The sequence below is a fragment of the Mesorhizobium sp. WSM4842 genome (genome assembly GCF_055901575.1).
The window spans coordinates 4,509,359-4,530,946 of record NZ_CM148372.1 but is presented as its reverse complement, the minus strand read 5'-3'; the positions used below and the strand labels follow the sequence as shown (position 1 = coordinate 4,530,946).

The 21,588-nt window shown below is 62.1% G+C and carries 27 protein-coding genes and 1 pseudogene; 17 read left to right on the top strand and 11 right to left on the bottom strand.

Annotation, left to right across the window (positions count from 1 at the left end):
* Nucleotides 1-103: 103 nt before the first annotated feature.
* Nucleotides 104-850, bottom strand: coding sequence for a 3-oxoacyl-ACP reductase family protein (locus AC0NIE_RS21905; protein ID WP_123151336.1), 747 nt, complete (start codon nt 848-850; stop codon nt 104-106).
* 99 nt (nt 851-949) lie between these two features.
* Here AC0NIE_RS21905 and AC0NIE_RS21900 point away from each other — a divergent pair, with 99 nt between their 5' ends.
* On the top strand, nt 950-1,564 hold the full coding sequence (locus tag AC0NIE_RS21900) for a TetR/AcrR family transcriptional regulator (RefSeq protein ID WP_473487364.1): 615 nt from the start codon (nt 950-952) through the stop codon (nt 1,562-1,564).
* A gap of 60 nt (nt 1,565-1,624) precedes the next feature.
* On the opposite strand, the gene AC0NIE_RS21895 is transcribed toward AC0NIE_RS21900, so the two are convergent.
* Complete coding sequence (locus AC0NIE_RS21895) at nt 1,625-2,536, bottom strand: alpha/beta hydrolase (RefSeq protein WP_473487365.1); 912 nt, start codon at nt 2,534-2,536, stop codon at nt 1,625-1,627.
* 47 nt (nt 2,537-2,583) lie between these two features.
* Here AC0NIE_RS21895 and AC0NIE_RS21890 point away from each other — a divergent pair, with 47 nt between their 5' ends.
* A complete protein-coding gene (locus AC0NIE_RS21890; RefSeq protein ID WP_473487366.1) occupies nt 2,584-3,036 on the top strand; it encodes a MarR family winged helix-turn-helix transcriptional regulator in 453 nt (150 codons plus the stop codon).
* Between the two features lie 5 nt (nt 3,037-3,041).
* Here AC0NIE_RS21890 and AC0NIE_RS21885 read toward each other — a convergent pair whose 3' ends face one another.
* Together AC0NIE_RS21885 and AC0NIE_RS21880 are read right to left on the bottom strand one after the other, a co-directional pair.
* On the bottom strand, nt 3,042-3,653 hold the full coding sequence (locus AC0NIE_RS21885) for a pyridoxamine 5'-phosphate oxidase family protein (RefSeq protein WP_473487367.1): 612 nt from the start codon (nt 3,651-3,653) through the stop codon (nt 3,042-3,044).
* A 72-nt stretch (nt 3,654-3,725) separates the two neighbouring features.
* On the bottom strand, nt 3,726-4,079 hold the full coding sequence (locus tag AC0NIE_RS21880; RefSeq protein ID WP_095492986.1) for a gamma-butyrobetaine hydroxylase family protein: 354 nt from the start codon (nt 4,077-4,079) through the stop codon (nt 3,726-3,728).
* Between the two features lie 199 nt (nt 4,080-4,278).
* Here AC0NIE_RS21880 and moaA point away from each other — a divergent pair, with 199 nt between their 5' ends.
* The 11 genes from moaA to AC0NIE_RS21825 all read left to right on the top strand — a co-directional run bounded on the left by moaA (nt 4,279) and on the right by AC0NIE_RS21825 (nt 12,975).
* Entirely contained in the window at nt 4,279-5,274 is a 996-nt protein-coding gene (gene moaA / locus AC0NIE_RS21875; RefSeq protein WP_473487368.1) for a GTP 3',8-cyclase MoaA, read from the top strand.
* 148 nt (nt 5,275-5,422) lie between these two features.
* Nucleotides 5,423-6,343 carry a DMT family transporter gene (locus AC0NIE_RS21870; RefSeq protein ID WP_473487369.1) on the top strand — a complete coding sequence of 307 codons (921 nt, stop codon included), beginning with the start codon at nt 5,423-5,425 and terminating at the stop codon, nt 6,341-6,343.
* A 40-nt stretch (nt 6,344-6,383) separates the two neighbouring features.
* Nucleotides 6,384-7,016 carry a molybdenum cofactor guanylyltransferase MobA gene (gene mobA, locus AC0NIE_RS21865; RefSeq protein WP_473487370.1) on the top strand — a complete coding sequence of 211 codons (633 nt, stop codon included), beginning with the start codon at nt 6,384-6,386 and terminating at the stop codon, nt 7,014-7,016.
* Nucleotides 7,013-7,522 (top strand): molybdopterin-guanine dinucleotide biosynthesis protein B, encoded by a 510-nt coding sequence (mobB, locus tag AC0NIE_RS21860; RefSeq protein WP_473487371.1) that lies wholly within the window; start codon nt 7,013-7,015, stop codon nt 7,520-7,522. The genes mobA and mobB overlap by 4 nt, the downstream gene beginning before the upstream one ends.
* Before the next feature lie 214 nt (nt 7,523-7,736).
* Nucleotides 7,737-8,519 carry an ABC transporter substrate-binding protein gene (locus AC0NIE_RS21855; RefSeq protein WP_192359880.1) on the top strand — a complete coding sequence of 261 codons (783 nt, stop codon included), beginning with the start codon at nt 7,737-7,739 and terminating at the stop codon, nt 8,517-8,519.
* A 112-nt stretch (nt 8,520-8,631) separates the two neighbouring features.
* Entirely contained in the window at nt 8,632-9,345 is a 714-nt protein-coding gene (locus AC0NIE_RS21850; protein ID WP_473487372.1) for an ABC transporter permease, read from the top strand.
* Nucleotides 9,342-10,175 carry an ABC transporter permease gene (locus AC0NIE_RS21845; RefSeq protein WP_473487373.1) on the top strand — a complete coding sequence of 278 codons (834 nt, stop codon included), beginning with the start codon at nt 9,342-9,344 and terminating at the stop codon, nt 10,173-10,175. The genes AC0NIE_RS21850 and AC0NIE_RS21845 overlap by 4 nt, the downstream gene beginning before the upstream one ends.
* 63 nt (nt 10,176-10,238) lie before the next feature.
* Nucleotides 10,239-11,108 carry an NAD(P)-dependent oxidoreductase gene (locus AC0NIE_RS21840; RefSeq protein ID WP_473487374.1) on the top strand — a complete coding sequence of 290 codons (870 nt, stop codon included), beginning with the start codon at nt 10,239-10,241 and terminating at the stop codon, nt 11,106-11,108.
* A gap of 8 nt (nt 11,109-11,116) precedes the next feature.
* The gene (locus AC0NIE_RS21835) at nt 11,117-11,818 is read left to right on the top strand and encodes a DNA alkylation repair protein (protein ID WP_473487375.1); all 702 of its coding nucleotides are present in this window, start codon (nt 11,117-11,119) and stop codon (nt 11,816-11,818) included.
* Nucleotides 11,819-12,115: 297 nt separating this feature from the next.
* Nucleotides 12,116-12,358, top strand: a complete 243-nt coding sequence (locus AC0NIE_RS21830; RefSeq protein ID WP_473487376.1) for a GNAT family N-acetyltransferase — start codon at nt 12,116-12,118, stop codon at nt 12,356-12,358.
* A gap of 47 nt (nt 12,359-12,405) precedes the next feature.
* Nucleotides 12,406-12,975, top strand: coding sequence for a DUF3299 domain-containing protein (locus AC0NIE_RS21825; RefSeq protein WP_473487407.1), 570 nt, complete (start codon nt 12,406-12,408; stop codon nt 12,973-12,975).
* Nucleotides 12,976-12,986: 11 nt separating this feature from the next.
* On the opposite strand, the gene AC0NIE_RS21820 is transcribed toward AC0NIE_RS21825, so the two are convergent.
* The 4 genes from AC0NIE_RS21820 to AC0NIE_RS21805 form a co-directional block, all read right to left on the bottom strand.
* Nucleotides 12,987-13,478, bottom strand: coding sequence for an Lrp/AsnC family transcriptional regulator (locus AC0NIE_RS21820; RefSeq protein ID WP_006333679.1), 492 nt, complete (start codon nt 13,476-13,478; stop codon nt 12,987-12,989).
* A gap of 120 nt (nt 13,479-13,598) precedes the next feature.
* The gene (locus tag AC0NIE_RS21815) at nt 13,599-14,216 is read right to left on the bottom strand and encodes a uracil-DNA glycosylase family protein (RefSeq protein ID WP_473487377.1); all 618 of its coding nucleotides are present in this window, start codon (nt 14,214-14,216) and stop codon (nt 13,599-13,601) included.
* Nucleotides 14,217-14,232: 16 nt separating this feature from the next.
* A complete protein-coding gene (locus AC0NIE_RS21810; RefSeq protein ID WP_473487378.1) occupies nt 14,233-14,844 on the bottom strand; it encodes a glutathione S-transferase in 612 nt (203 codons plus the stop codon).
* A 148-nt stretch (nt 14,845-14,992) separates the two neighbouring features.
* Nucleotides 14,993-15,616 (bottom strand): thermonuclease family protein, encoded by a 624-nt coding sequence (locus AC0NIE_RS21805; protein ID WP_473487379.1) that lies wholly within the window; start codon nt 15,614-15,616, stop codon nt 14,993-14,995.
* A 76-nt stretch (nt 15,617-15,692) separates the two neighbouring features.
* Between AC0NIE_RS21805 and AC0NIE_RS21800 the strand changes: the two genes are divergently transcribed.
* Nucleotides 15,693-17,213, top strand: coding sequence for a sensor histidine kinase (locus AC0NIE_RS21800; RefSeq protein ID WP_473487380.1), 1,521 nt, complete (start codon nt 15,693-15,695; stop codon nt 17,211-17,213).
* A 105-nt stretch (nt 17,214-17,318) separates the two neighbouring features.
* Here the strand turns inward: AC0NIE_RS21800 and AC0NIE_RS21795 are convergent, their stop codons facing one another.
* The gene (locus AC0NIE_RS21795) at nt 17,319-18,314 is read right to left on the bottom strand and encodes a nicotinate-nucleotide--dimethylbenzimidazole phosphoribosyltransferase (RefSeq protein WP_473487381.1); all 996 of its coding nucleotides are present in this window, start codon (nt 18,312-18,314) and stop codon (nt 17,319-17,321) included.
* 182 nt (nt 18,315-18,496) lie between these two features.
* Here AC0NIE_RS21795 and AC0NIE_RS21790 point away from each other — a divergent pair, with 182 nt between their 5' ends.
* On the top strand, nt 18,497-18,730 hold the full coding sequence (locus AC0NIE_RS21790) for a DUF1289 domain-containing protein (protein ID WP_473487382.1): 234 nt from the start codon (nt 18,497-18,499) through the stop codon (nt 18,728-18,730).
* 7 nt (nt 18,731-18,737) lie between these two features.
* A complete protein-coding gene (locus AC0NIE_RS21785) occupies nt 18,738-19,442 on the top strand; it encodes a TIGR02281 family clan AA aspartic protease (RefSeq protein WP_473487383.1) in 705 nt (234 codons plus the stop codon).
* A 24-nt stretch (nt 19,443-19,466) separates the two neighbouring features.
* Here the strand turns inward: AC0NIE_RS21785 and AC0NIE_RS21780 are convergent, their stop codons facing one another.
* Nucleotides 19,467-20,210, bottom strand: coding sequence for an SDR family oxidoreductase (locus AC0NIE_RS21780; RefSeq protein ID WP_473487384.1), 744 nt, complete (start codon nt 20,208-20,210; stop codon nt 19,467-19,469).
* Nucleotides 20,211-20,244: 34 nt separating this feature from the next.
* Nucleotides 20,245-20,364 (bottom strand): annotated as a pseudogene (locus AC0NIE_RS21775) (SDR family oxidoreductase); the annotation flags it as partial.
* Between the two features lie 232 nt (nt 20,365-20,596).
* Between AC0NIE_RS21775 and AC0NIE_RS21770 the strand changes: the two are divergent.
* Nucleotides 20,597-21,532 carry an AraC family transcriptional regulator gene (locus AC0NIE_RS21770; protein ID WP_473487386.1) on the top strand — a complete coding sequence of 312 codons (936 nt, stop codon included), beginning with the start codon at nt 20,597-20,599 and terminating at the stop codon, nt 21,530-21,532.
* Nucleotides 21,533-21,588: the final 56 nt, after the last annotated feature.

The following is a 21,588-nucleotide window of genomic DNA, read 5'->3' as shown; positions in this document are numbered from 1 at the left end:
AAGCTTCCATAAATTTCGGCTATCCTGTTGCAGAACAGTTTCACAACGCCGTGACAACTAAAGCGAATTGGGCCCGCTCCGGTTCCCGAAAATAGTGCATGGGTCAGGCGTTGGCGCCGCCGTCGATCGTCAGTGCGGCGCCTGTCACAAAGCGCCCTTCGGGACCGGCCAGCCAGGCGACCATCCCGGCGATCTCTTCCGCCTTGCCGAAGCGGGGCGTCGCCATCTTCTGTCGCTGGTGCTCGGCGTGCGGGCCACTGGCCGGGTTCATATCGGTATCGGTCGAGCCAGGATGAACGACGTTGGCGGTGATGCCGCGCGAACCGAGGTCGCGCGCCAATGCCTTGGTCAAGCCGACCAGTGCCGCCTTGCTGGCCGAGTAGGCGCTGAGGCTGGTGTCGGTGACACGCTCCGCCAGATTGCTGCCGATCGAGATGATCCTGCCACCCTCGCCCATATGCACGACTGCCGCCTTCGAGGCCACGAACGGGGCTCTGACATTGACCTCCATGGTTTCATCGAAGTCGGCGAGCGGCAATTCATCGATCGGCGCGGCGCGCCAGATACCGGCGCTGTTGACGAGGATGTCCAGTCGCCCGAAGGTCTTCACTGCCTCGCTGACCGCCTCCTGGATCGCGGCAGCGTCGCGATTGTCGGCTTTGAGAGCAATGGCGCGACCGCCGGCTGCCTCGATTTCCCCGACGACAGCGCGGGCCTGCTCCTCGCCATTCACGTAAGTGAGTGCGACGCTGGCGCCGTCGGCCGCGAGCCTTCGCGCAATCGCTGCGCCGATGCCGCGGCTGCCGCCGGTGACGAGCGCAGCCTTGCCGTTCAAGCCTTGCGATGACATTCTTTTCTCCTTTTTTGTAATGATCGATACATAAATGTCTGCCAGCCTTGCCCGGGTGCGTCAATAGATTTATGTATCAATCAACACAGAAAGGATGCCATGCCCGAACGAGGCCGTCCCCGCACCTTCGATCGAACCGCTGCCTTGCGGCGCGCAATGGAGGTGTTTTGGGCCAAGGGCTACGAAGGGGCATCGATGAGCGAGCTGACCGCGGCGATGGGCATCAACTCGCCCAGCCTCTACGCCGCCTTCGGCAGCAAGGAAGCGCTCTTCCTCGAAGCGGTCGAGCTCTACACGCAGGTCGAAGGCACCGATATCTGGTCCGCACTGGAAAAGTCGCCGACGGCGCGCCAGGCGGTCGAGCGCTTCTTGCGCCAGACGGCCAAGGCCTATTCGCAGACCGATCGTCCGCAAGGCTGCCTGATCGCACTCGGCGCGCTGCATCAGGACTCAAGCCGCGGCGCCATCTGCGATGACCTGCGCCGCCGTCGCGCCGAAAACCGCGCAGCCTTGCTGAGACGGCTGGAACGCGGCGTGGCGGAAGGCGAATTGCCGGAAAATTTCGACTGCCGCACGGCTGCGACCTTTTATGCGACTGTGCAGCACGGCATGTCGATCCAGGCGCGCGACGGCGCATCGCGCGCCGCCCTTCTGGCGACGGTGTCTGGGGCCATGGCGGCGTGGAAGGTGATGGCCGGCACGGACGCGGCATGACAACCGCGACCGCTATGGCGGCTGGACTCCGGGTTGGGCCGGAAAAGCAAGATGTTCAGGTCAATGCAGCAGCGACGGTTCCCGGTGTTCGGCAACGAAACCGATCGCGCGCTCGACCACGCCCCTATCGGCGAGAATGCGGCGATGGCCGAGCCCATCGGCCCAGTAAAGCCTGATATGGTCGCCGGCGCCGGCATAGAGCCTTGCATGGTCGGCGGACACTTCGCGGTCGTCTGGCGCATGGATGACCAGCGTTGGCACCGGCGTGCTGGCAAGCTGGCGGTCGCCGGTGAATTCGTGCAGCGGTCGGCCGGCGATGCGTTCGACCCGGTCGGCCATAGCGGCCTGCGAGCGTGGGCCGACACTGAGCATGCGGCTGAAATCATTGAAAATCGCCGGCAGGGAGCTCGGCGCCGCGATCAGCACCAGCCGCTCGGCCGCCAGCGGCGGAATGTTCTTGACCGAACCGACAACGGCATTGGCGGCGACGGCACCGCCGAAGGAATGGCCGACGACCGCCACGAACGGACCGAACCATTCGCCGGTCAGCCGTGCGGCTTCGACAGCGCTGACCAGTGTCAGCCGGCGGCCCTGCGATTGGCCGTGGCCCGGCAGGTCGAGCGAGACAACCTTGTAACCGGCGTCACGATAGGCTTCGATCAGCGCGCGCATATATTCGGTGCGCGAACGCCAGCCATGGATGACGAGCACCGTGCCGGCGGCCCGCCTGCCCGGCTCTGGCCTGAATTCATGCACCATGACGCAGCCGTTTTTGGTCTTCAGCCGATGATGGCGCGCCTCGGCCATGAAGCCGGCGGCGCGGTCGACGGCGCGTCGCTCGCCGTCGCTGAGAACCTTGGCGTTCGGCGTGCGGCAGAACAGTTCGAACGCCGCGCGCCCTGTAAGGCGGGGAGCCACGTGTTCGGCGGCAGCAAACACGCCCCGGATGACCTTCAATCCAAATGATGCCATAGTGGCGACCCATCCATTCGTTCAAGCATGAACATAATAGTTCAAACATGAACATTAAACAAGAGCTACCCTGGGACAACCCGCGTTTTCGCAACTGGGTCGCGGTGGCGCGCGCCTGCCATGTGCTGGAGCGCACGCTGGCGGTGAAGCTCGCGCCGCTGGACCTGAAGCCGGCGCAACTCGACGTGCTGATGAACCTGTACCGCCATCCCGGCATGTCGCAGCACGATCTCGCCCGCCGGCTGCTGGTGGGCCGCTCCAACGTCACCATGCTTTTGCCGCAACTCGAGACACGCGGCCTGCTGCGCCGCGAAGGCGATCGGAAAGACAAGCGGGTGCTGCGGCTGACCTTGACCGAAGCCGGCACGGAACTGCTGATGCAGGCGCTGAAGGTCCATATGGCGCTGATCGAGAAAGCGATGAGCCAGTCGACGCCGGAGCAATGCGACATGATCGGCGAGCAGATGCGCAAGATTGCCGACGTGCTCAAGGAAGCGTGACCCGCTCACCACATCGACTTTTTCGCGCGCTCCGGCCATTCCCTGTCGTAAGCCTCGCCGTCGATGGCTTTCCGGCTGGTGATTTCCAGGATTTTTCCGGGTGTCGGCAGCGACTTCGGGTCGACATGCCTCGCCGGGTTCCACAATTCCGACCGGACAATGGCGCGGGCGCACTGGAAATAGACCGAATCGATATCGATGACCGTGACCGAACGCGCCGGTCGGCCGTCGACGCTGAACGAGGCACACAGCGCGGCATCAGTGGTGATGTGGGCGCGGCCGCTGACGCGCAGCGTCGTGCCGCAGCCTGGGACCAGGAACAACAGGCCGACGCGCGGATCGCGAATGATGTTTCTTAGCGAATCAGCACGGTTGTTGCCGCGCCGGTCCGGCATCATCAGGGTTTTCGGATCATGGATGCGGACGAAGCCGGCGAGATCGCCGCGCGGCGAGCAATCCAGCCCCTCCGGCCCGCTGGTCGCGAGCGCGACAAAAGGCGAGGCCTCGATGAAGGCGGCGTACTCGGGAATCACATGGTCGAGTTCCTTGACCAGCGAGGTCTCGCCGGGCAGACCATAGAGCGCTTCGAGCTGTTCGACCGTGGTAATGACGGACATGTTTTCGTCTCCGCGTATCCGCCGCCGCTACTCGATATCGGTGACGTTTTGACGACGGGGCCTGGGCCGGCGCTACCGATCGCGGCTTAGCCCCTTCTCTTCCAGCTCGGCGAGATAGGCGGCCCAGCGTGCGTCCTTCTCATGACCCAGCGTATGCAGGTAATTCCAGGTGAAGATGCCGGTATCATGAAAATCGTCGAAGGTGATGCGGACGGCATAGTTGCCGACCGGTTCGATCTTCAGGATCGCAACGTTGCGCTTGCCGGGAACGGTCACGCGCTGTTCGGGCGAATGGCCCTGCACTTCGGCCGATGGCGAGGCCACCCGCAGCAGCTCCGCCGGCAGTTCGAACGGCTGATGGTCCGGGAATGTCACGGTAAGCAGCCTGCGGTCCTTCGAGACCCTGAGTTCCTTCGGCGCCGTCATAGTGATAAGTTCCGCATCATCTGTCCTTTCCCTACGCCGCTTCGCGCAGCGGGAAAAGGCCGCTTCGAAACTTCCGACACGATCTGTCGGTGGCGCGATGTTGCCCAGGATCGAAACTTCTTATCTTGAATGGCAGGTTGGATCGTATCACATAGCCATATATAACGAAGCCGTTCGCAGCCATGGGAAACGCACCAGCATGGACATGATCGATCCTTTTGGTCGCACGATCAGCTATCTGCGCGTGTCGGTCACCGACCGCTGCGACTTCCGCTGTACCTATTGCATGGCCGAGGACATGGCGTTCCTTCCCAAGAAGGATCTGCTGTCGCTGGAAGAGCTCGACCGGCTATGCACGGTTTTCATCGAAAAGGGCGTCAGGAAATTGCGTCTTACCGGCGGCGAGCCGCTGGTGCGCAAGAACATCATGCATCTGGTGCGTCAGATTTCGCGTCATCTCGAGAGCGGCGCTCTGGAAGAACTGACGCTGACCACCAACGGCTCGCAGCTTTCGCGCTTTGCCGCTGAGCTCGCCGATTGCGGGGTCAAGCGCATCAACGTTTCACTGGACACGCTGGACCCGGAAAAATTCCGCCGGATCACCCGCTGGGGCAATCTCGACAAGGTCATGGACGGCATCGACGCTGCGCAGGCAGCGGGGCTGAAGGTGAAGCTCAATGCGGTGGCGCTGAAGGATTTCAACGACGCCGAGCTGCCCGAGATGCTGCGCTGGGCGCACGGCCGCGGCATGGAGTTAACGGTCATCGAAACCATGCCGATGGGCGAGATCGACGCCGACCGTACCGACCAGTATCTGCCGCTGTCGCTGCTGCGCGCAGCACTTGAGCGGCAGTTTACGCTGACCGACATCCCCTACAAGACCGGTGGTCCGGCCCGCTACGTCCACGTCGCCGAGACTGGTGGCAGGCTCGGCTTCATCACGCCGATGACGCATAATTTCTGCGAGAGCTGCAACCGCGTCCGGCTGACCTGCACCGGCACGCTCTATATGTGCCTCGGCCAGGAGGATGCCGCCGATCTGCGTGCACCATTGCGTGCATCCGAAGGCAATGAACTGGTCGCCGACGCCATCGATGAAGCCATTGGCCGCAAGCCCAAGGGCCATGATTTCATCATCGACCGCCGTACCAACCGTCCCTCGGTGTCGCGGCACATGAGTGTCACCGGCGGCTGATCTTCTCGGTCACAACGCCGAAATAAATCCTGCCGCTCTTGCGAGAAGGATGTAGCGGGCCGCGAAAGGCTGTGGCCCAGCCCTTTAACGTTGCTGTCTTATGACCGGCTGCTACAGGCTTGATGCAAAAGCACAACCGGTAACGCCTTTGCTTCTTTCCCCAAATCTTCGCGGCGCGCTGTTCATGGTGGTGGCCATGATTGGTTTCACCCTCAACGACGCGATCACCAAAGTCTCGTCGGAATCCATGAACATGGCGCAGGTCATGCTGATCCGCGGCGCCTTCGCTTCGCTTTTCGTGGGCCTGCTTGCCTGGCAACGCGGTGCGCTCGCCCTGCCCGGCTCGATGCTGCAGCCGATGGTTGCGGTGCGCGTCGCCGGCGAAGCCGGTGCCACGGTGTCGTTCCTCATCGCCCTTGCCCATCTGCCGATTGCCAATGTCTCGGCCGTGCTGCAGGCGCTGCCGCTGGCCGTGACGATGGGCGCAGCGCTTGTGTTCAACGAAGGCGTCGGCTGGCGGCGCTGGCTGGCCATCGCCATCGGTTTTGCCGGCGTGCTGATCATCGTGCGGCCCGGCTTCGACGGGTTCAGCATCTATTCGCTGCTGGCGCTGGCCTGCGTCGGCTGTTGTGCGGTGCGTGACCTGGCCACCAAGCGGATACCGCAAGCCATTCCGACATTGCTGGTGTCGACCACAACGGCACTCGCCATGACAATGCTCGGCGCGGCGCTGCTTTTGCCAATGGGCGGGTGGACACCGATGACGGGTGAAAGCACGGCGTTCCTGGCATTGGCGGCAGTGCTCGTGGTCATCGGTTACCAGTTCATCATCATGGCGATGCGGGTGGGCGACATCTCGTTCATCGCGCCGTTCCGCTACACAGCCCTGCTCTGGTCGATCCTGCTTGGCCTGTTCATCTTCGGCGACGTCCCCGACCTGCCGATGATCCTCGGCGCCATCGTCATCGTCGGCTCCGGCCTCTACGCACTTTACCGCGAACGGATCGTCGGCCGGCGAAAGACAGCCGCCGAAAGCGCTGGACCTGATATGGCGCCGGACGGCATATAGGCTTGCCGTTCGCGGCGAGTGACCGCATGGACGATAGACGATGACTAAAGAGATTGCCGGCGTCATTCTGGCCGGTGGCCAGTCGCGGCGAATGGGCGGCGGCGACAAGGGCCTGCTTGCGCTTGGCGGCGGCAGCCTGCTGGACCATATCGTTGCGCGCTTTGCTCCGCAGGTCGGTCCGCTGGTGCTCAGCGCCAATGGCGACCCGGCACGGTTTGCCGGGGTTGGGCTTCCGGTGGTTGCCGATACGGTAAAAGGTTTTGCCGGACCGCTCGCCGGGATCCTGACCGGCCTCGAGTGGGCTGCCGCGAACACGACTTGCGAGGCCCTTGTCACGGCCGCGGGCGATACACCGTTCCTGCCCGAAAATCTGGTTGAACGGCTGGCCGCGGCGGTCGACGAACGTCCCGGCACTATCGCCGTCGCCTGTTCCGGCGGCAAACGGCATCCGACATTCGCGCTCTGGCCGTTGGAGCTCCGTGAGGCTCTGCGGCGTTTTCTGGTCGACGAGGACATCAGGCGGGTTTCCGCTTTCATCGACCGGCATGAATTTGTCGATGTGGAATTCCCGATGCTGACCTCGGGAGGCCATCTGCACGACCCTTTCTTCAACATCAATACGTCAGATGACCTTGTTCGGGCCGAACGTCTGTTGCAGAGGATGGAGCCATGATGAGACGCGTCTTCGGTGTCACCGGCTGGAAGAATTCCGGCAAGACGACACTGACCGAAAAGCTGGTCGCCGAACTCGTTCGGCGTGGCTGGAAGGTGTCGACGGTGAAACACGCCCATCATGATTTCGACATCGACAAGCCGGGAGCGGACAGCTTTCGCCACCGACAGGCCGGAGCCACGGAAGTCGCCATCGTGTCGGACAGGCGCTGGGCGCTGATGCACGAATTGCGCGACGAGGACGAGCCGACGCTGGACGCGATCCTGTCGCGGCTCGGCACCTCCGACATCGTGCTGGTCGAAGGCTACAAGCGCGAAGTGCACAACAAGATCGAGACGCGGCGGCTGGAGGCTAAGGACCGGGCACCGCTTTCGGCAACTGATCCGCATATCGTCGCCATCGCCGCCGACTTCGCCATAGCGGGCCAAAGCCTGCCTGTCTTCGATCTCGACGACACGAAATCGATAGCCGACTTCATCGAGCGCACGACAGGTTTGACGCGCTGAGCCACTGCCGACGGACATTCGGCCGCCCCCTATTTCCTCGTTGGTATGCCTGCCCCAACGTCAGCATTGTCTGGGAATGCGAAACCCCGCAAGCAACGGTTTTACAGTTGCTTTTTCTTGGGAAAGAATGGGAGTATCGCGCCAGCGGGCGGTCAAAAGAACCGCCCACAGAGCCGTTTGGAACGACGGCCGGGAACATACAGAGAGGACCATCATGCGTACTGCACTGCGTATAGCGCTCGCCGCTTCGGCCGCGCTGCTGACATTGGGCGTTGCCCAAGCTCAGGAGAAAACTTTGAGGATCGGCACGGAGGGAGCCTATCCGCCGTTCAACAACCTGACTGCCGATGGCCAGCTCGTGGGCTTCGACATCGATATCGCCAAGGCGCTTTGCGACGAGATGAAGGTGAAGTGCACTTTCGTCGCGCAGGATTGGGACGGCATCATCCCGGCGCTTCAGGCCGGCAAGTTCGACGCCATCGTCGCCTCGATGTCGATCACGCCGGAGCGTGCCGAGAAGGTCGACTTCACCAACAAATACTACAACACGCCGCCGGCGATCGCCGCGCCCAAGGACAGCGACATCAAGGGCGTGACCAAGGAAGATCTCGCCGGCAAGACGATCGGCGTGCAGGCGTCCACCACCCACTTCAACTATTCAACCAAGGCTTATACCGACAGTACAATCAAGCCGTACCCGACCGCGCAGGAATATCAGCTCGATCTCGCCAATGGCCGCGTTGATGCGGTCAACGACGATATCACTGTTCTCGAAGGCTGGCTTGCCACGCCGGACGGCGCCTGCTGCAAGCTGATCGGTGCGATCACGCCCGACATCGAGATCCATGGTCCCGGCGCCGGTATCGCCGTACGCAAGGGCGAGACCGAGTTGGTCAATCAGTTCAATAAGGCGATCGACGCCATCCGCGCCAACGGAAAGTACAAGGAAATCAACGACAAGTATTTCAAGTACGACGTCTACGGCGGCGAGTCCTAATCCTTCCGGATTGACAGCGAACGGCGGGACATCCCCGCCGTTTGCAAGGAGCGGCGCGGGAGGGGTGACGCGCCGCTCTCAAAAAAAGCCATAGAGGAGAACAGGCAGGCGGATGCAAAGCGTTTGGACGCTGCTCAGTTGGGGACCCGAAGGCTGGCTCGACGACATCGCCTATGGTGTTTTCATCACCGTTTCGCTTGCAGCCGCGACCCTGCCTGTCGGTCTGATGATCGGCTTCCTGGTTGCACTGGCCAAGCAATCTGACGAACCGTCACTGCGGCTGGCCGGCAATATCTACACCACGATCTTTCGTGGATTGCCCGAGCTGCTGACCCTGTTCATGATCTTTTACGGCGCGCAAATCGGCATCCAGCAATTGATGCGCCTATATGACCCGACCGCTGCGGTCGAAGTGAACGCATTTGTTTCCGGCATGATCGCGCTCGGCGTCGTCTTCTCGTCCTATGCCAGCGAGGTCTTCCTCTCCGCGTTCCGCGCCATTCCGAAGGGACAGTATGAGGGCGGCTATTCGGTTGGCCTGTCAGGCGGGCAGACGATGCGACTGGTGGTGCTGCCGCAGCTTATCCGTATTGCCCTGCCGGGTCTTGCCAATCTGTGGCTTATCCTGCTCAAGGATACAGCGCTGGTATCCGCCATCGGTCTTGCCGACATATTGCGGCAGGCAGGCGTCGCCGCTCGCGTCACCAAGCATGCATTCCTGTTTTTTGGGGTCGCTGCTCTTATCTATCTGCTCCTCGCCGTCATCTCGTCCTTCGGCATCAATGCCATTGAACGCAGGGTTGGCCGACAACAGGTGCAACGATGAGTGCGGCAGCAGCCGACGTGGCGACCAAGGTCGAAAAACCGCCAGCAATCCCGCGCGGCTGGTCCCGGCAACGTGTATTGGGATATGCGTTGGTCGGTCTCTGGATCGTGCTCGGCATCGGCATGATTGTATACTTGGTCGAGGCGTGGAATTCCGAACTCTTCCAAAAATACGCTCCGGGCTACATCTCTGGCCTTGGCGTGACGCTCACGCTTGTCGCCGTGTCGATCGTGTTGGGAGCCGTCCTTTCAGTTCCTGTCGCCTACGCGCGGATGTCCAGGAACCGGATCCTGTCCAGCGTTGCCTACGCTTATGTCTACTTCTTTCGCGGCACTCCGCTTTTGACACAAGTCTTTCTTATCTACTATGGAGTGGGTTCGTTTCGACCGGCACTTGAAGCTGTCGGCCTGTGGGGCTTTTTTCGTGAAGCCTGGTACTGCGCCATTTTCTCGTTCACCCTCAATACAGCGGCCTATCAGGCTGAGATCCTGCGCGGCGCTATCGAGAGCGTCCCCAGAGGTCAGTGGGAAGGCGCTGCCTCGCTTGGCCTGCACAAACTGCAAACACTGCGCAAGATCATCCTGCCACAGGCGCTGATCGTGGCGCTGCGTCCCTATGGCAACGAGATAATCCTGATGATCAAAGGCTCCGCCATCGTGGCCCTCATCACCGTCTATGATCTGATGGGCATTACGAAGCTCACCTATTCGCGCACTTTCGACTTCCAGTCCTATATCTGGGCGGCGATCATCTATCTGATCATTGTCGAGATGCTCCGCCACGCGGTCGAGTGGATAGAACGGCGCATTACCATACATCTGCACCGCTGACTCCCATAGCTTTGCCTGATCCGCTAAGAAGGCCGGAAACAGGCTTCTAAGGGATTCGCAAACATGGCATCGGTGGCATTTCTCGGTCTTGGCGTCATGGGCTATCCAATGGCCGGACATCTCAGTAACAAGGGCGGCCACGACGTCACCGTCTATAACCGCACCAAGGCAAAGGCCGAGCAATGGGTTGCCCAGCATGGCGGCAGTGTTGCCAACACGCCGGCTGAGGCGGCCGACGGCAAGGACTTTGTCTTTTCCTGTGTTGGCAATGATGACGACCTGCGCGCGGTGACGATTGGAGCCGAGGGTGCGTTCCAGTCGATGAAGAAAGGAGCCATCTTCATCGACAACACCACGGCCTCGGCTGAAGTCGCGCGCGAACTGGCTGAGAAGGCGCAAGTGCGCGGTTTCTCGTTCCTCGACGCACCGGTCTCCGGCGGTCAGGCAGGCGCCGAAAACGGCGTGCTGACCGTCATGGTCGGCGGCGAACAGAAAGCCTTCGACAAAGCAAAGCCCGTCATCGATGCTTATGCCCGCATGGTCGGGCTGATGGGTCCGGCCGGCTCGGGCCAGCTCACCAAGATGATCAACCAGATCTGCATCGCCGGTCTTGTCCAAGGACTGGCCGAGGGCATCCATTTCGGCAAGAAGGCCGGGCTCGACATCGAGAAAGTCATCGAGGTGATCTCCAAGGGAGCGGCCGGCTCATGGCAGATGGAGAACCGCCACAAGACGATGAATGCCGGCAAATATGATTTCGGCTTCGCCGTCGACTGGATGCGCAAGGATCTCGGCATCTGCCTGGCGGAGGCCGATCGCAATGGCGCCACGCTGCCGGTGACGGCACTTGTCGACCAGTTCTACAAGGATGTGCAGGGGATGGGCGGCAAACGCTGGGACACGTCCTCGCTGCTGGCGCGATTGGAAAAGTAGGTTTTGTCGTGGCCGAGCTTTCGCCTCAATCCAGCGCCGAGGAGATTGTCGCCCATCTGCGCTCGATCGGCTCGCAAGAGAACCGCCTTGGCATGCTGCGCTACGGCATCAAGATCGAACGTGCGCTCGGAATCTCGCATGGCGTGCAGCGGCAGATTGCCAAGAAAATCAAGCGCAACCATGAGCGTGCCTTCGAACTGTGGGAGTCGGGCATCATGGAAGCGCAGTTCATCGCTTCCGTCACAGCCGATCCGAAGCGGTTTTCTGCCGCGGATGCAAGACGATGGGCGGCGACTTTCGACTCGTGGGATATCGTCGACGGCGTCTCCGATCTCTTTGTCGATACGGATTGCTGGCAGGAACTGATAGAAGAGTTCGCGGCCGACGAACGGGAGTTCGTTCGACGAACGGCTTTTGCCATGATGGCCTGGTCGGTCGTCCACCGGAAGAAGGAGCCAGAGGCGACCTTCCTCGACTTCCTGTCGATCATCGAAGCGCACGCCGGCGATGGCCGTAACTTTGTGAAGAAGGCGGTGAACTGGGCGCTTCGCTCTATCGGCAAGCGATCGATGAAATTGCACGGCGCTGCCCTTGCCCTGGCACAGAAGCTGGCCGGATCGACCGACAAGACGGCGCGCTGGATCGGCAAGGACGCTGCAAGGGAGCTTTCCGATGCCAAAACGCTCGAGCGGCTCGCCAGGAAAGGCTGACCGGAGGAAAATCCGCTTTACTGAGGTGACGCGACCCACGCGCGCCGATTTCGAGAACCTGTTCGAGCAGCCTGGCGCACCAAAATACTGCTGGTGCATGGCCTGGCGCCACCTCGAAAACCGCGAACATGCGTCCAACGATGAGAGAAGACGGGCCATGATGGCACTCATCGAAGCCGGCACGCCGGTCGGCATTGTCGCTCATGCCGAAGGCAAGATGGTAGGCTGGTGCTCCGTGGCGCCACGCGAGACATATCGCAAGCTGTCGCGGGAGCAGGACGACAGGGAGGCGGGCGTATGGTCAGTCGTCTGCTTCTATGTGCCGAGCGCATGCGCAGCCGCGGGCTGGCAAGCGCACTGCTCGACGCGGCCATCGATCACGCCTTCGCCCGAGGGGCCAGGACGATCGAGGCCTATCCGGTCGACCAGGCATCGCCGAGTTACCGTTTCATGGGCTTTCGAGAGATGTTCGTGGCCCGCGGATTCCACGAGATCGGCATGGCCGGCTCGCGCCGGCATGTGATGCGGCTCGAACGTTGACGCTGTCGGCGACGGCAGCTTTACTCCTGTCAAATGGAGAGCACACGATGAGCAATCGTCTTAAATCGACAGCGGCGCTGGCGGCCGTGCTGATTTCCATAATGGCGGGCAGCGCTTCCGCCGAAACCGCGCGCATATTCTGGAAGGACCTGCGCCCGGCAACCCAGCCCGCTGCCGAAAGTGTCGGATTGCCGATGATTGCGGCAAAAATGCCTGATCGTGGCGAGACGCTGTCTCTCAATTTGCAGGACAAGACCGTCCAACTGGCCGGGTATGCGCTGCCGCTCGATCGCGACGGCGATCTCGTCTACCAGTTCCTGCTGGTGCCGTGGACAGGTGCGTGCAGCCACATGCCGACGCCGCCGCCCAACCAGATCGTCCTTGTCACGCCCGCCCGCCCCTACAGGATGTCCGAAGCCTATCAGCCGGTATCTGTGACCGGCGCCCTGGAGCCGGGCATGGAGAAAAGTCAGCTTTTCATCCTCGACGGTGTCAGCGTGATCCAGTCGGGTTACACCGTACGCAAGGCGGAGGTGGCGGATGTCGATCTCGTGCCGGGCACGATCACGCTGCCGGCAAACTCGCCCTGGACTTTCCTCAACAAAAAGAAGAACTAATAAAAAAATCCTCAGGCAGCGTTGGCGCCCGATTCCTTGTCCAGAACCATGTAGTCCAGCGGCATTTCGGTGGTGTACTTGATCTGCTCCATGGCAAACGACGACGAGACGTCGCGGATCTCTATCTTGGCGATCAGCCGCTTGTAGAAGGCGTCGTAAGCAGCGATATCGGGCACTACCACGCGCAGGAGATAGTCGACGTCACCGCTCATGCGGTAGAACTCGACCACTTCCGGAAATTCCTGGATGACCTCCGAAAAGCGCCGCAGCCACTCATGGCTGTGCGAATTGGTGCGGATCGACACGAACACAGTGACGCGCACATTGACCTTTTCATGATCGAGGATGGCGACGCGCCGCTTGATCACGCCCTCCTCCTCGAGCTTTTGGATGCGCCGCCAGCAGGGCGTGGTCGACAGTCCGACTTTCTTGGCGACATCGGCGACCGCAAGCGTCGCGTCCTCCTGCAAAAGGCGGAGGATTTTTCTGTCAAGGCGGTCCATTTCGGTGCTCCCACGGGGATAGACTAGGAATAGATTGGCTATAGTCCTTCTTATTTAGGCCATTCACAAGAAAGAAATTCTGCCAGATGGCGCAAAAGCGAGTGATTTCTTGCTTACGCTTCAGCCGAGGCGATAGCGGATTTCCGATCTCAGAAACGGCAGCAAATCCATTTCAAACCACGGATTGCGCTTCAACCAGCCGGTGTTGCGCCACGACGGATGCGGTAGCGGCAGCACCTTCGGGTTGCTGGGCACATCCCAGATGGTGCGCCAATCCTTCACGGTCTCCGTCAGCGAGGACCGGCGCGCGGCGCCCATGTGCCAGGATTGTGCATAGAGGCCGATCGTCAGCACCAGGTCGATATGCGGCATCAGCGCCATCAGCGGCGCACGCCAGGCCGGTGCACATTCGCGGCGCGGCGGCAGGTCGCCGCCCTTGGCATCCTGGCCGGGAAAGCAAAAGCCCATCGGCACGATGGCGAATTTTGTCGTGTCGTAGAATTCTTCGCTGCTGACGCCCAGCCAGTTCCGCAACCGATCGCCGGAGGCGTCGGTGAACGGCATGCCTGACATATGCACCTTGGTGCCCGGCGCCTGGCTGGCAATCAGTATGCGGGCGCTCGACGACGGCCTGAGCACCGGGCGCGGCTCGTGCGGCAACGGGCGGCCGATCGGGTTTTCGACGCAGATACGGCAGGCGCGTACCCTCGCCGCGAAGTTTTCCAGCTCTTCGCTCATTCTCGGGAACTCATTCTCAGGCGGCAGCGCTCGGCCGGCTGGAGATCGCCTGATGCCAGCGCAGCACGTTGGCACAGTCTTCCGGCACCTTGATACGCGCCGGCTTCATGAAGTCGATGGCAATCAGCCCGGTGATGTCGGCGATCGAATAGGCGTCGCCGGCGACGAACTCCCGGTTCGCCAACTCGTCGTCGAGGAGTTTCAGGAATCCGACGACTTTCGGCTTGTTGGCCTCGCCCCATTCGGGGATTTGTGGACTCTCCCATTCCTTCATCGCCGGATGGATGTGCCGGAACGCGGCAGTGACGCAACTGAGCAAGTTGAGCTCCATGCGTCTTTGCCACATCTCGACCAGCGCTTTGCCGAGCGCGCCGCGGCCGAACAAAGCCGGTTCCGGATGCAGTTCCTCAAAATAGCGGCAGATGGCGACGGATTCGGTGATGACGGTGCCGTCGTCGAGTTCGAGCACCGGCAGGCGCTGCAGCGGGTTGCGCGAACTGACCGGCTGCTTTCTGTGCTCCAGCGCGCCCATGTCGACGGGCACCAGAGGAACCTCAAGCCCTTTTTCGGCAAGGAAGACGCGAACCCGCCGTGGATTGGGCGCCCGGCCGCCGTCGAAGAGTTTCATTTCATTCCTCCTATCGGATCGGCCCAAAACCGGAATCGATTTCCGGAAAGCACGATGCGAATCAAGAATTCCAGCGCATGCCTTGTGCGTCCTAATGGACGCACGTCGCTCTGATCAGGTCTGTTGCAACAAACTATAGGGTTGACCATCACCGGAAGCGAAAAATTTCTCGCAAGGCATCGCCAATCGAAGCCAAAGTGCCGTGCTTCCTTTCGGTCACTTCGTGATCGTGGCTCTCGCGCCAATCGTGCGGCTCGTCGAAAGTGCCGGCCCAGATGCCGGCCTTGCCGGAGCGGGCAGCGGCTTCTTCGGTTTCGAAATCGCCATAGGCAACTGCCCAGCCGGCCTCGACCTGGGCGCGGTTGAGATTCTTGCCGCCGGCGTTGCAGTCGCCGAGCAGCCGGCCGTAGCGATCGCGCTGCCAGCCGGTGCAGGAGACGGGTTTGCCTGATATCAGACGCACCAGCGACTGCCGCGCCAGCTTGCCGCAGGGATAGCCGGCGCCGTCCTTGCGGCAGACCTGCGAATATTCCGGCGCGTCAATGCCGCGCATACGGATGCGCTCGATACCGAGCGTGATCGTATCGCCGTCATTGACGACGGCGGCACCCTCCGTCTTGCGCGTCTCGATCCGGTCAAGGCGCGCCGCCAGAAGGATCAGCAGACCGAGGACGACGACTGTCAGTGCGTAGTCCACCAGCCGGCGCCAAATGCTTCGCGGCGGCGGCGGCATGTATCGCTGTCGCGGCCGCCGCGACCACGAACGGCTCATATGGCAAACCGTTGGTTAATCATTCGAACGTAGCTTAACAATTTGAAACCGCTGCACGCATAAATTTGAAGTCTCCATGCCCTTGCAACGCTCGACCACAGCGGACAAGTTTATTGTGGACCGCAGGAAACCCCATCGCAACAGCGATGTGGCGCGTGCGGTGCGCAAGACGCGCGACCGTCTTTCGCAGCAGGCCGGAAATCCTGATTTCGACCGCGAGCTGTTGAAACTCCACGCCCGTGCGATGTTAGGCGGCGCGATCATCGTTCCGCTTCTCGTCCTGGCGACCGCCGCGACCGGTCTGTTTGCCGGCGTCGGTAAGGGAATTGGCGTCTGGGCGCTTTTGATACTCATCTGCTACGCCATCGTCGTGTTCATGGCGAGGCGCGTCGACCGAACGGAAGCTGCCGAACTCAACCCGCTGCAAACGCACGGTGAATTCCTGATAGGCCATTTCCTTTGCGGCCTGGGCTGGGCCTGGTTTGCCTGGCTCGGTTGCGACGCTTGCCAGATCGACCAGTTCCAGTTGATCAAGGGTGTGGTGCTGCTGCTTGCCATGGCAGCGACCGCGATCACAGCGTCATCGTTGCGCGGTGCGTTGCTGGCGACTTTCGCCGTTCCGGTGGCCACCTATGCCTATGCCGGCGCCAGGCAGTGGATGCCGGTCGAGTTGATCATGGCCGGGTTGCTGATTGTCTCGCTGCCCTTCTTCGCCTATGTGGCGCGCCGGCTCAATCGCTCGTCCTTGATGCTGCTCTCGTTCCGCTCCGAAAAGGACGCGCTGATTGCCGAATTGGACACGGCGAAATCGATGTCGGACGAAGCGCGGCGACGGGCGGAGGACGCCAACCTGGCAAAGTCGCGGTTTTTGGCCTCGATGAGCCACGAGTTGCGGACGCCGCTCAACGCCATTCTCGGTTTCTCCGAGGTGATGGCGAACGAGGTGCTCGGCCCGATGAGCAACCCGACCTATCGCGACTATGCTCGCGATGTCCACGACTCTGGCCAGCATCTGCTCGACCTGATCAACGAAATCCTTGACCTGTCGCGCATCGAAGCCGGCCGCTACCAGCTTAACGAAGAGCCGATGATGCTGCTGTCCGTCGTCGAGGATTGCTGTCACATGATGGAGTTGAAGGCGCGCAACAAGGATATCCGGATCGTCCAGGATTTCGAAAACGCCTTGCCGCGCCTGTTCGCCGACGAACGCGCGGTGCGACAGATCGCGCTCAATCTTTTGTCGAACGCCATCAAGTTCACCGGGACTGGCGGCGAGATCCGCGTGCGCGTCGGCTGGACGGCGGGCGGCGGCCAATACCTCTCCGTCAAGGACAACGGGCCTGGCATACCGGAAGACGAGATTCCGGTCGTGCTGTCCGCCTTCGGCCAGGGCTCGATCGCCATCAAGAGCGCCGAACAAGGCACCGGGCTTGGCCTGCCGATCGTCCAGAGCCTGCTCGCCATGCATGGCGGCGAGTTCGAACTCCATTCCAAACTGCGCGAAGGCACCGAGGCGATCGCCATCTTCCCGTTGAGCCGGGTTATGGAGGAATTGCCGGCGCTGCCGACCAAAGCCGTTGCTGCGCGCCGGCGATAGACGCTCAATGCATGTCGCGCAAAAGTGTGCAGCGGTTTTGCGATAACGACATGCGTAAAAACAACCTAAAGCGCGTCGCATGAGGCCGGTCAAACGCGACGCGCTTTAGCGAACCGCCGCCGCCATGCCCGAGCTGGTGAGCGCCGCCGCCTTGACCAGGCCCGCGGCAAGGGCCGCCCCTGCCGCCTCGCCGTGGCTCACGCCCAGATCGAGGAGCGGGCGAAGGCCAAGCCGCTCGGCGGCTCGGATATGAGCAGGTTCCGGCGACAGGCCGGCAAGAAGACAATGGTCGAGCGCGGTGGGGTTGGCGGCATGCAGCGTCGCGGCGGCGGCAGTCGCAACTAGCCCATCGAGCAGCACCGGGATCTTCTGCATCCGGGCGGCGAGGATGGCGCCGGCGATCGCCGCGAATTCACGGCCGCCAACCCGGCGCAACGCTTCCAGCGGGTCCCTGAGACCTGTGCCGTGGAAGGCTAGCGCGGCATCGACCACTTCCGCCTTGCGCGCCCGCATCGATGCATCGGCGCCCGATCCGGATCCGACCCAATCGGCGCCCTTGCCGCCAAACAGTACGGCAAACAAAGTCGCTGCAACGGTGGAATTGCCGACGCCGAGGTCGCCAAGGCAAAGCAGATCGGTGCCGCCGGCGATCGCCTCCATGCCGAAGGCCATGGTGGCGGCGCAGCCGCGCTCGTCAAGTGCTGCGTCCTCGGTGATGTCGGCGGTCGGCATGTGCAGCGCTAGATCGAACACTTTCAGCCCGAGATCATTGGCGATGCAGATCTGGTTGACCGCCGCACCCCCGGCCGCGCAAAGCTCGACGGCGTTCGCCGTGGCAGCGACGGGCCGTGGCGAAATGCCGTGGCGAGCGACGCCGTGATTGCCGGCGAAGATCGCCACCAGGGGCCGGTTCACTGCCGGCGGCGCACGGCCGCTCCAGGCAGCGAGCCACGCGGCGATGTCCTCGATGCGGCCGAGCGAACCTGTGGGTTTGTCGGCCTTGGCAAACAGCGCACGAACGCGGGCTTCGGCTGCCGTGTCGGCCGGCGGCAGGGTCGCCAGAAGATTGCGAAAATCGTCGAAGGGCAGCGCGCTGGTCATGTCGTTGGTGATCGTTCCCAGAGTTGGTGAGCGGCATAGCCGCCTTGCTCGGCCGGCACAACAGCCTGCATTGACGCGAAAGCGGTTGCCGGCGGCGCATTCCGGAGGGCTTGCATTGGCCTTGCCGTTACACCATGTGGAAGCGAGACAAGGGATTCCTGACGGAACCCTGAGAGAATATTATGACGGCTATCGAATCCCCATGCATCCTGGTCTGTTCGATCGATATGAAAACCGGCTTCTGCTTCGGTTGCGGCCGCACGCGCGAGGAAATCGGCGCCTGGATCGAGATGACCCCTGAAATCCGCCGCAACGTGATGGCCGAGCTGCCGGCCCGGCTGGAAACAGTTGACCGCAGACCGCGCCGGGAAACCCGCCGCACCCGCCTCGCGCGCGAACGCGACGCTCTCTCGTGAGCCACATATGAACCGGTTTTTCTGGGTTTTGATGATCCTGATCGGGGTAGGCGTTGTCCTGCTCATGCTTAACGATTCCGCCGGCAGCACATTCGGCGTCGAGAATTACGATTTCAGCCGGCTGATCTGGCTTGGCGCGTTGGTCGCGCTCATCGGCGCCGCCCTCCTCAGATCAGGCAGACCCTTGGGCACGATGGCCCGCAATCTGGGCACCTGGGCCGTCATCGTGCTCGCACTGATCGCCGGCTACCAATACCGTTATGAATTGCAGGATTTCGCCAGCCGGGTAACGGCCGGCCTTGTTCCCGGCAGTCCGCTGGCATTGGGCCTTGAGGACGGCCATGCCACGGTGACCCTGGACAAGGCCGGCAATGGCCATTTCGAAGCGCGCATCATGGTCAACGGCACGCCGGTCCGGGCCGTGGTCGATACCGGCGCAACCAGCACCGTGCTGACCGCGCAGGACGCGCAAGCGGCCGGGTTCAATCCAGCCGTTCTCAATTTCACCATACCGGTTTCCACCGCCAACGGCATGGCGCGCGCCGCCGCCGTGAGAACCGACGAATTGGCGATCGGCGGGATCGTGCGCAAGGACATGCCGGTGATGATCGCCGCGCCCGGCATGCTCGGCCAGAGCCTGCTCGGCATGAATTTCATCGGCTCACTGTCCGGTTTCGACGTGCGCGGCGACCGCATGATCTTGCGCGATTGAACAGTCGGGCTGCTTCGGCGCCGCTCAATGAGCGTTGAGCATCTCGACCGCTTGATCAAACCGGCCGTCCCGCTCCGCCCAGCGCAGGAAGCCCACGCGCTCCACCAGTATCTCCTTGGGCGTCGGCTCCCGGCTGAACAACGCCATCGCCTCGTCAATGAACGCATTGAGCGGCATATACTCGTCGCGCGTCGACTGGCCGGGCGTGAGTTCAGTGCGAACCGCGGGCGGCGCAAGCTCGATCACTTCGACCTTGCCCCTGAGTTGCTCGCGCAACGACACCGTATAGGAATGGATCGCCGCCTTGCTGGCATTGTAGGTCGGCGTGCCACTCAGCGGCACGAAGGCCAGGCCTGACGAGACGTTGACGATCACGGCATTTTGCCGAGCCGCCAGATGCTCGATCAGCGCATTGGTGAGGCGGATCGGCCCGAATAGATTGGTGACGATCGTCTCCTCCGCGTCGCGCAGATCGCGGGTCCTGGTCAGATCCTCGCGGCGCATGATGCCGGCATTGTTGATGAGTACGTTGAGCGCCGGGTGCTCGGCGACTACGCGTTTGGCAAATGCTGCGATTGCTTCCGGATCTTCAACATTGCCGACCATGGCGTGCATGCCCTCACGCCCGGCGATCGTCCGCTCGAGCGCCTCCTTGCGCCGTCCTGCGACGATCACAGTGTTTCCAAGCGCATTGAAGCGCAGCGCCAGTTCCCGCCCGATCCCGGATCCGCCGCCGGTGATGAGGATCGTATTTCCGGTCATTTTCATCGTTCTGTGCTCCATCTATTCCAGCCAATCGGGGTCAAACGATCCCGCCGTTTGCGAATACCGTCTGCCCATTGATCCAGGCACGGTCCCCGCTGCAGAGCGCCGCGATTGCGTCGGCAATGTCGGAAGGCTCGCCGATGCGCTGATGTGGCGAAGAGCCATGGCGACATCGCCAGCACGGCTCGTCTCGGTGACACGTTCTGTCCAGACATATAGATCCCTTTCCTTGTCGAGCGGGCTTGTTCGGTTGGGACATTTCCTACAGGGCGATGCGGTCGACAGCTTGCCAACACCTGCGCAAAACTTGCTCGATCCTGCAGCCCACGTGATGTTTGTCCGCCCGCATGCTAGGATCGCCAGCATCGCGCCGCTGCAGGAGACATTGCATGGACGTCCTCAAACATGCCGTTCACACCTATGCCGCCCGCCATGCCAACCGGGACGGCCTGGCGCTGACGCCAGTGCCGGGCCTGCGGATGATGTGCGTCGAGTCACCACCTGGCGACTTGCACTCGGTCTATCGGCCGCTGGTTTGTCTGGTTCTGCAGGGTGCCAAGCTCATGACCGTGGGCAGGGAGCAGCAAGTTTTCTCCGCCGGGCAATCCGTGATCGTGAGCGCGGACATGCCGGTCGTCGGGCGGATCGTGCAGGCAAGCCAACGCGAGCCCTACCTGGCTGTCGCAGTCGAACTCGAGATGACGCTCCTGCGCGAGGTCGCGGCGCAGTTGGGCAGCGTGCGTGCGCAGCGCCCGTCAGAGACACGCACCTTGTTCGCTGAGGACACCAATGCCGCAATTCTGGATTGCGCAGTGCGGCTGATGCGCTTGCTGGACCGACCGGACGCTACCTCGCTCCTGCGCCCCGGAATTATGCACGAGCTGCATTATTGGCTCCTCTCCGGTCAGCATGGCGCGGCTCTGCGGTCGCTTGCGGATCCGGACAGTCACGCGAGCCGTCTCGCGGCGGCCATCGCGATTCTTAGAACCGAATATCGATCGCGTATTCCCGTCGAGCGCTTGGCGGCGGCAGCGGCGATGAGCCTCACCGCCTTCCACAAGCACTTCAAGCACATGACGTCGCTGACGCCGGGACAGTATCAGAAGCGGCTTCGCCTAATCGAAGCACGCCGCCTTATGCTCGATGAAGGCTTTTCGGCAACCAGCGCTGGGTTCGAGGTGGGCTACGAGAGCATCTCGCAATTCACCCACGAATATCGCCGCACATTCCAGGCGCCGCCGAAGCGCGATGCGCTGCGCACTCGATCCATGTCGCACGCGATCAAAGAAGAAATGCAGGACGCCGAGCGGGCGAGCGCTGCTTAGCTTGGACTAGGTTTGCCAGAGCTATCGACGGTCCTCTGGTTTGCTGAACAGACCGC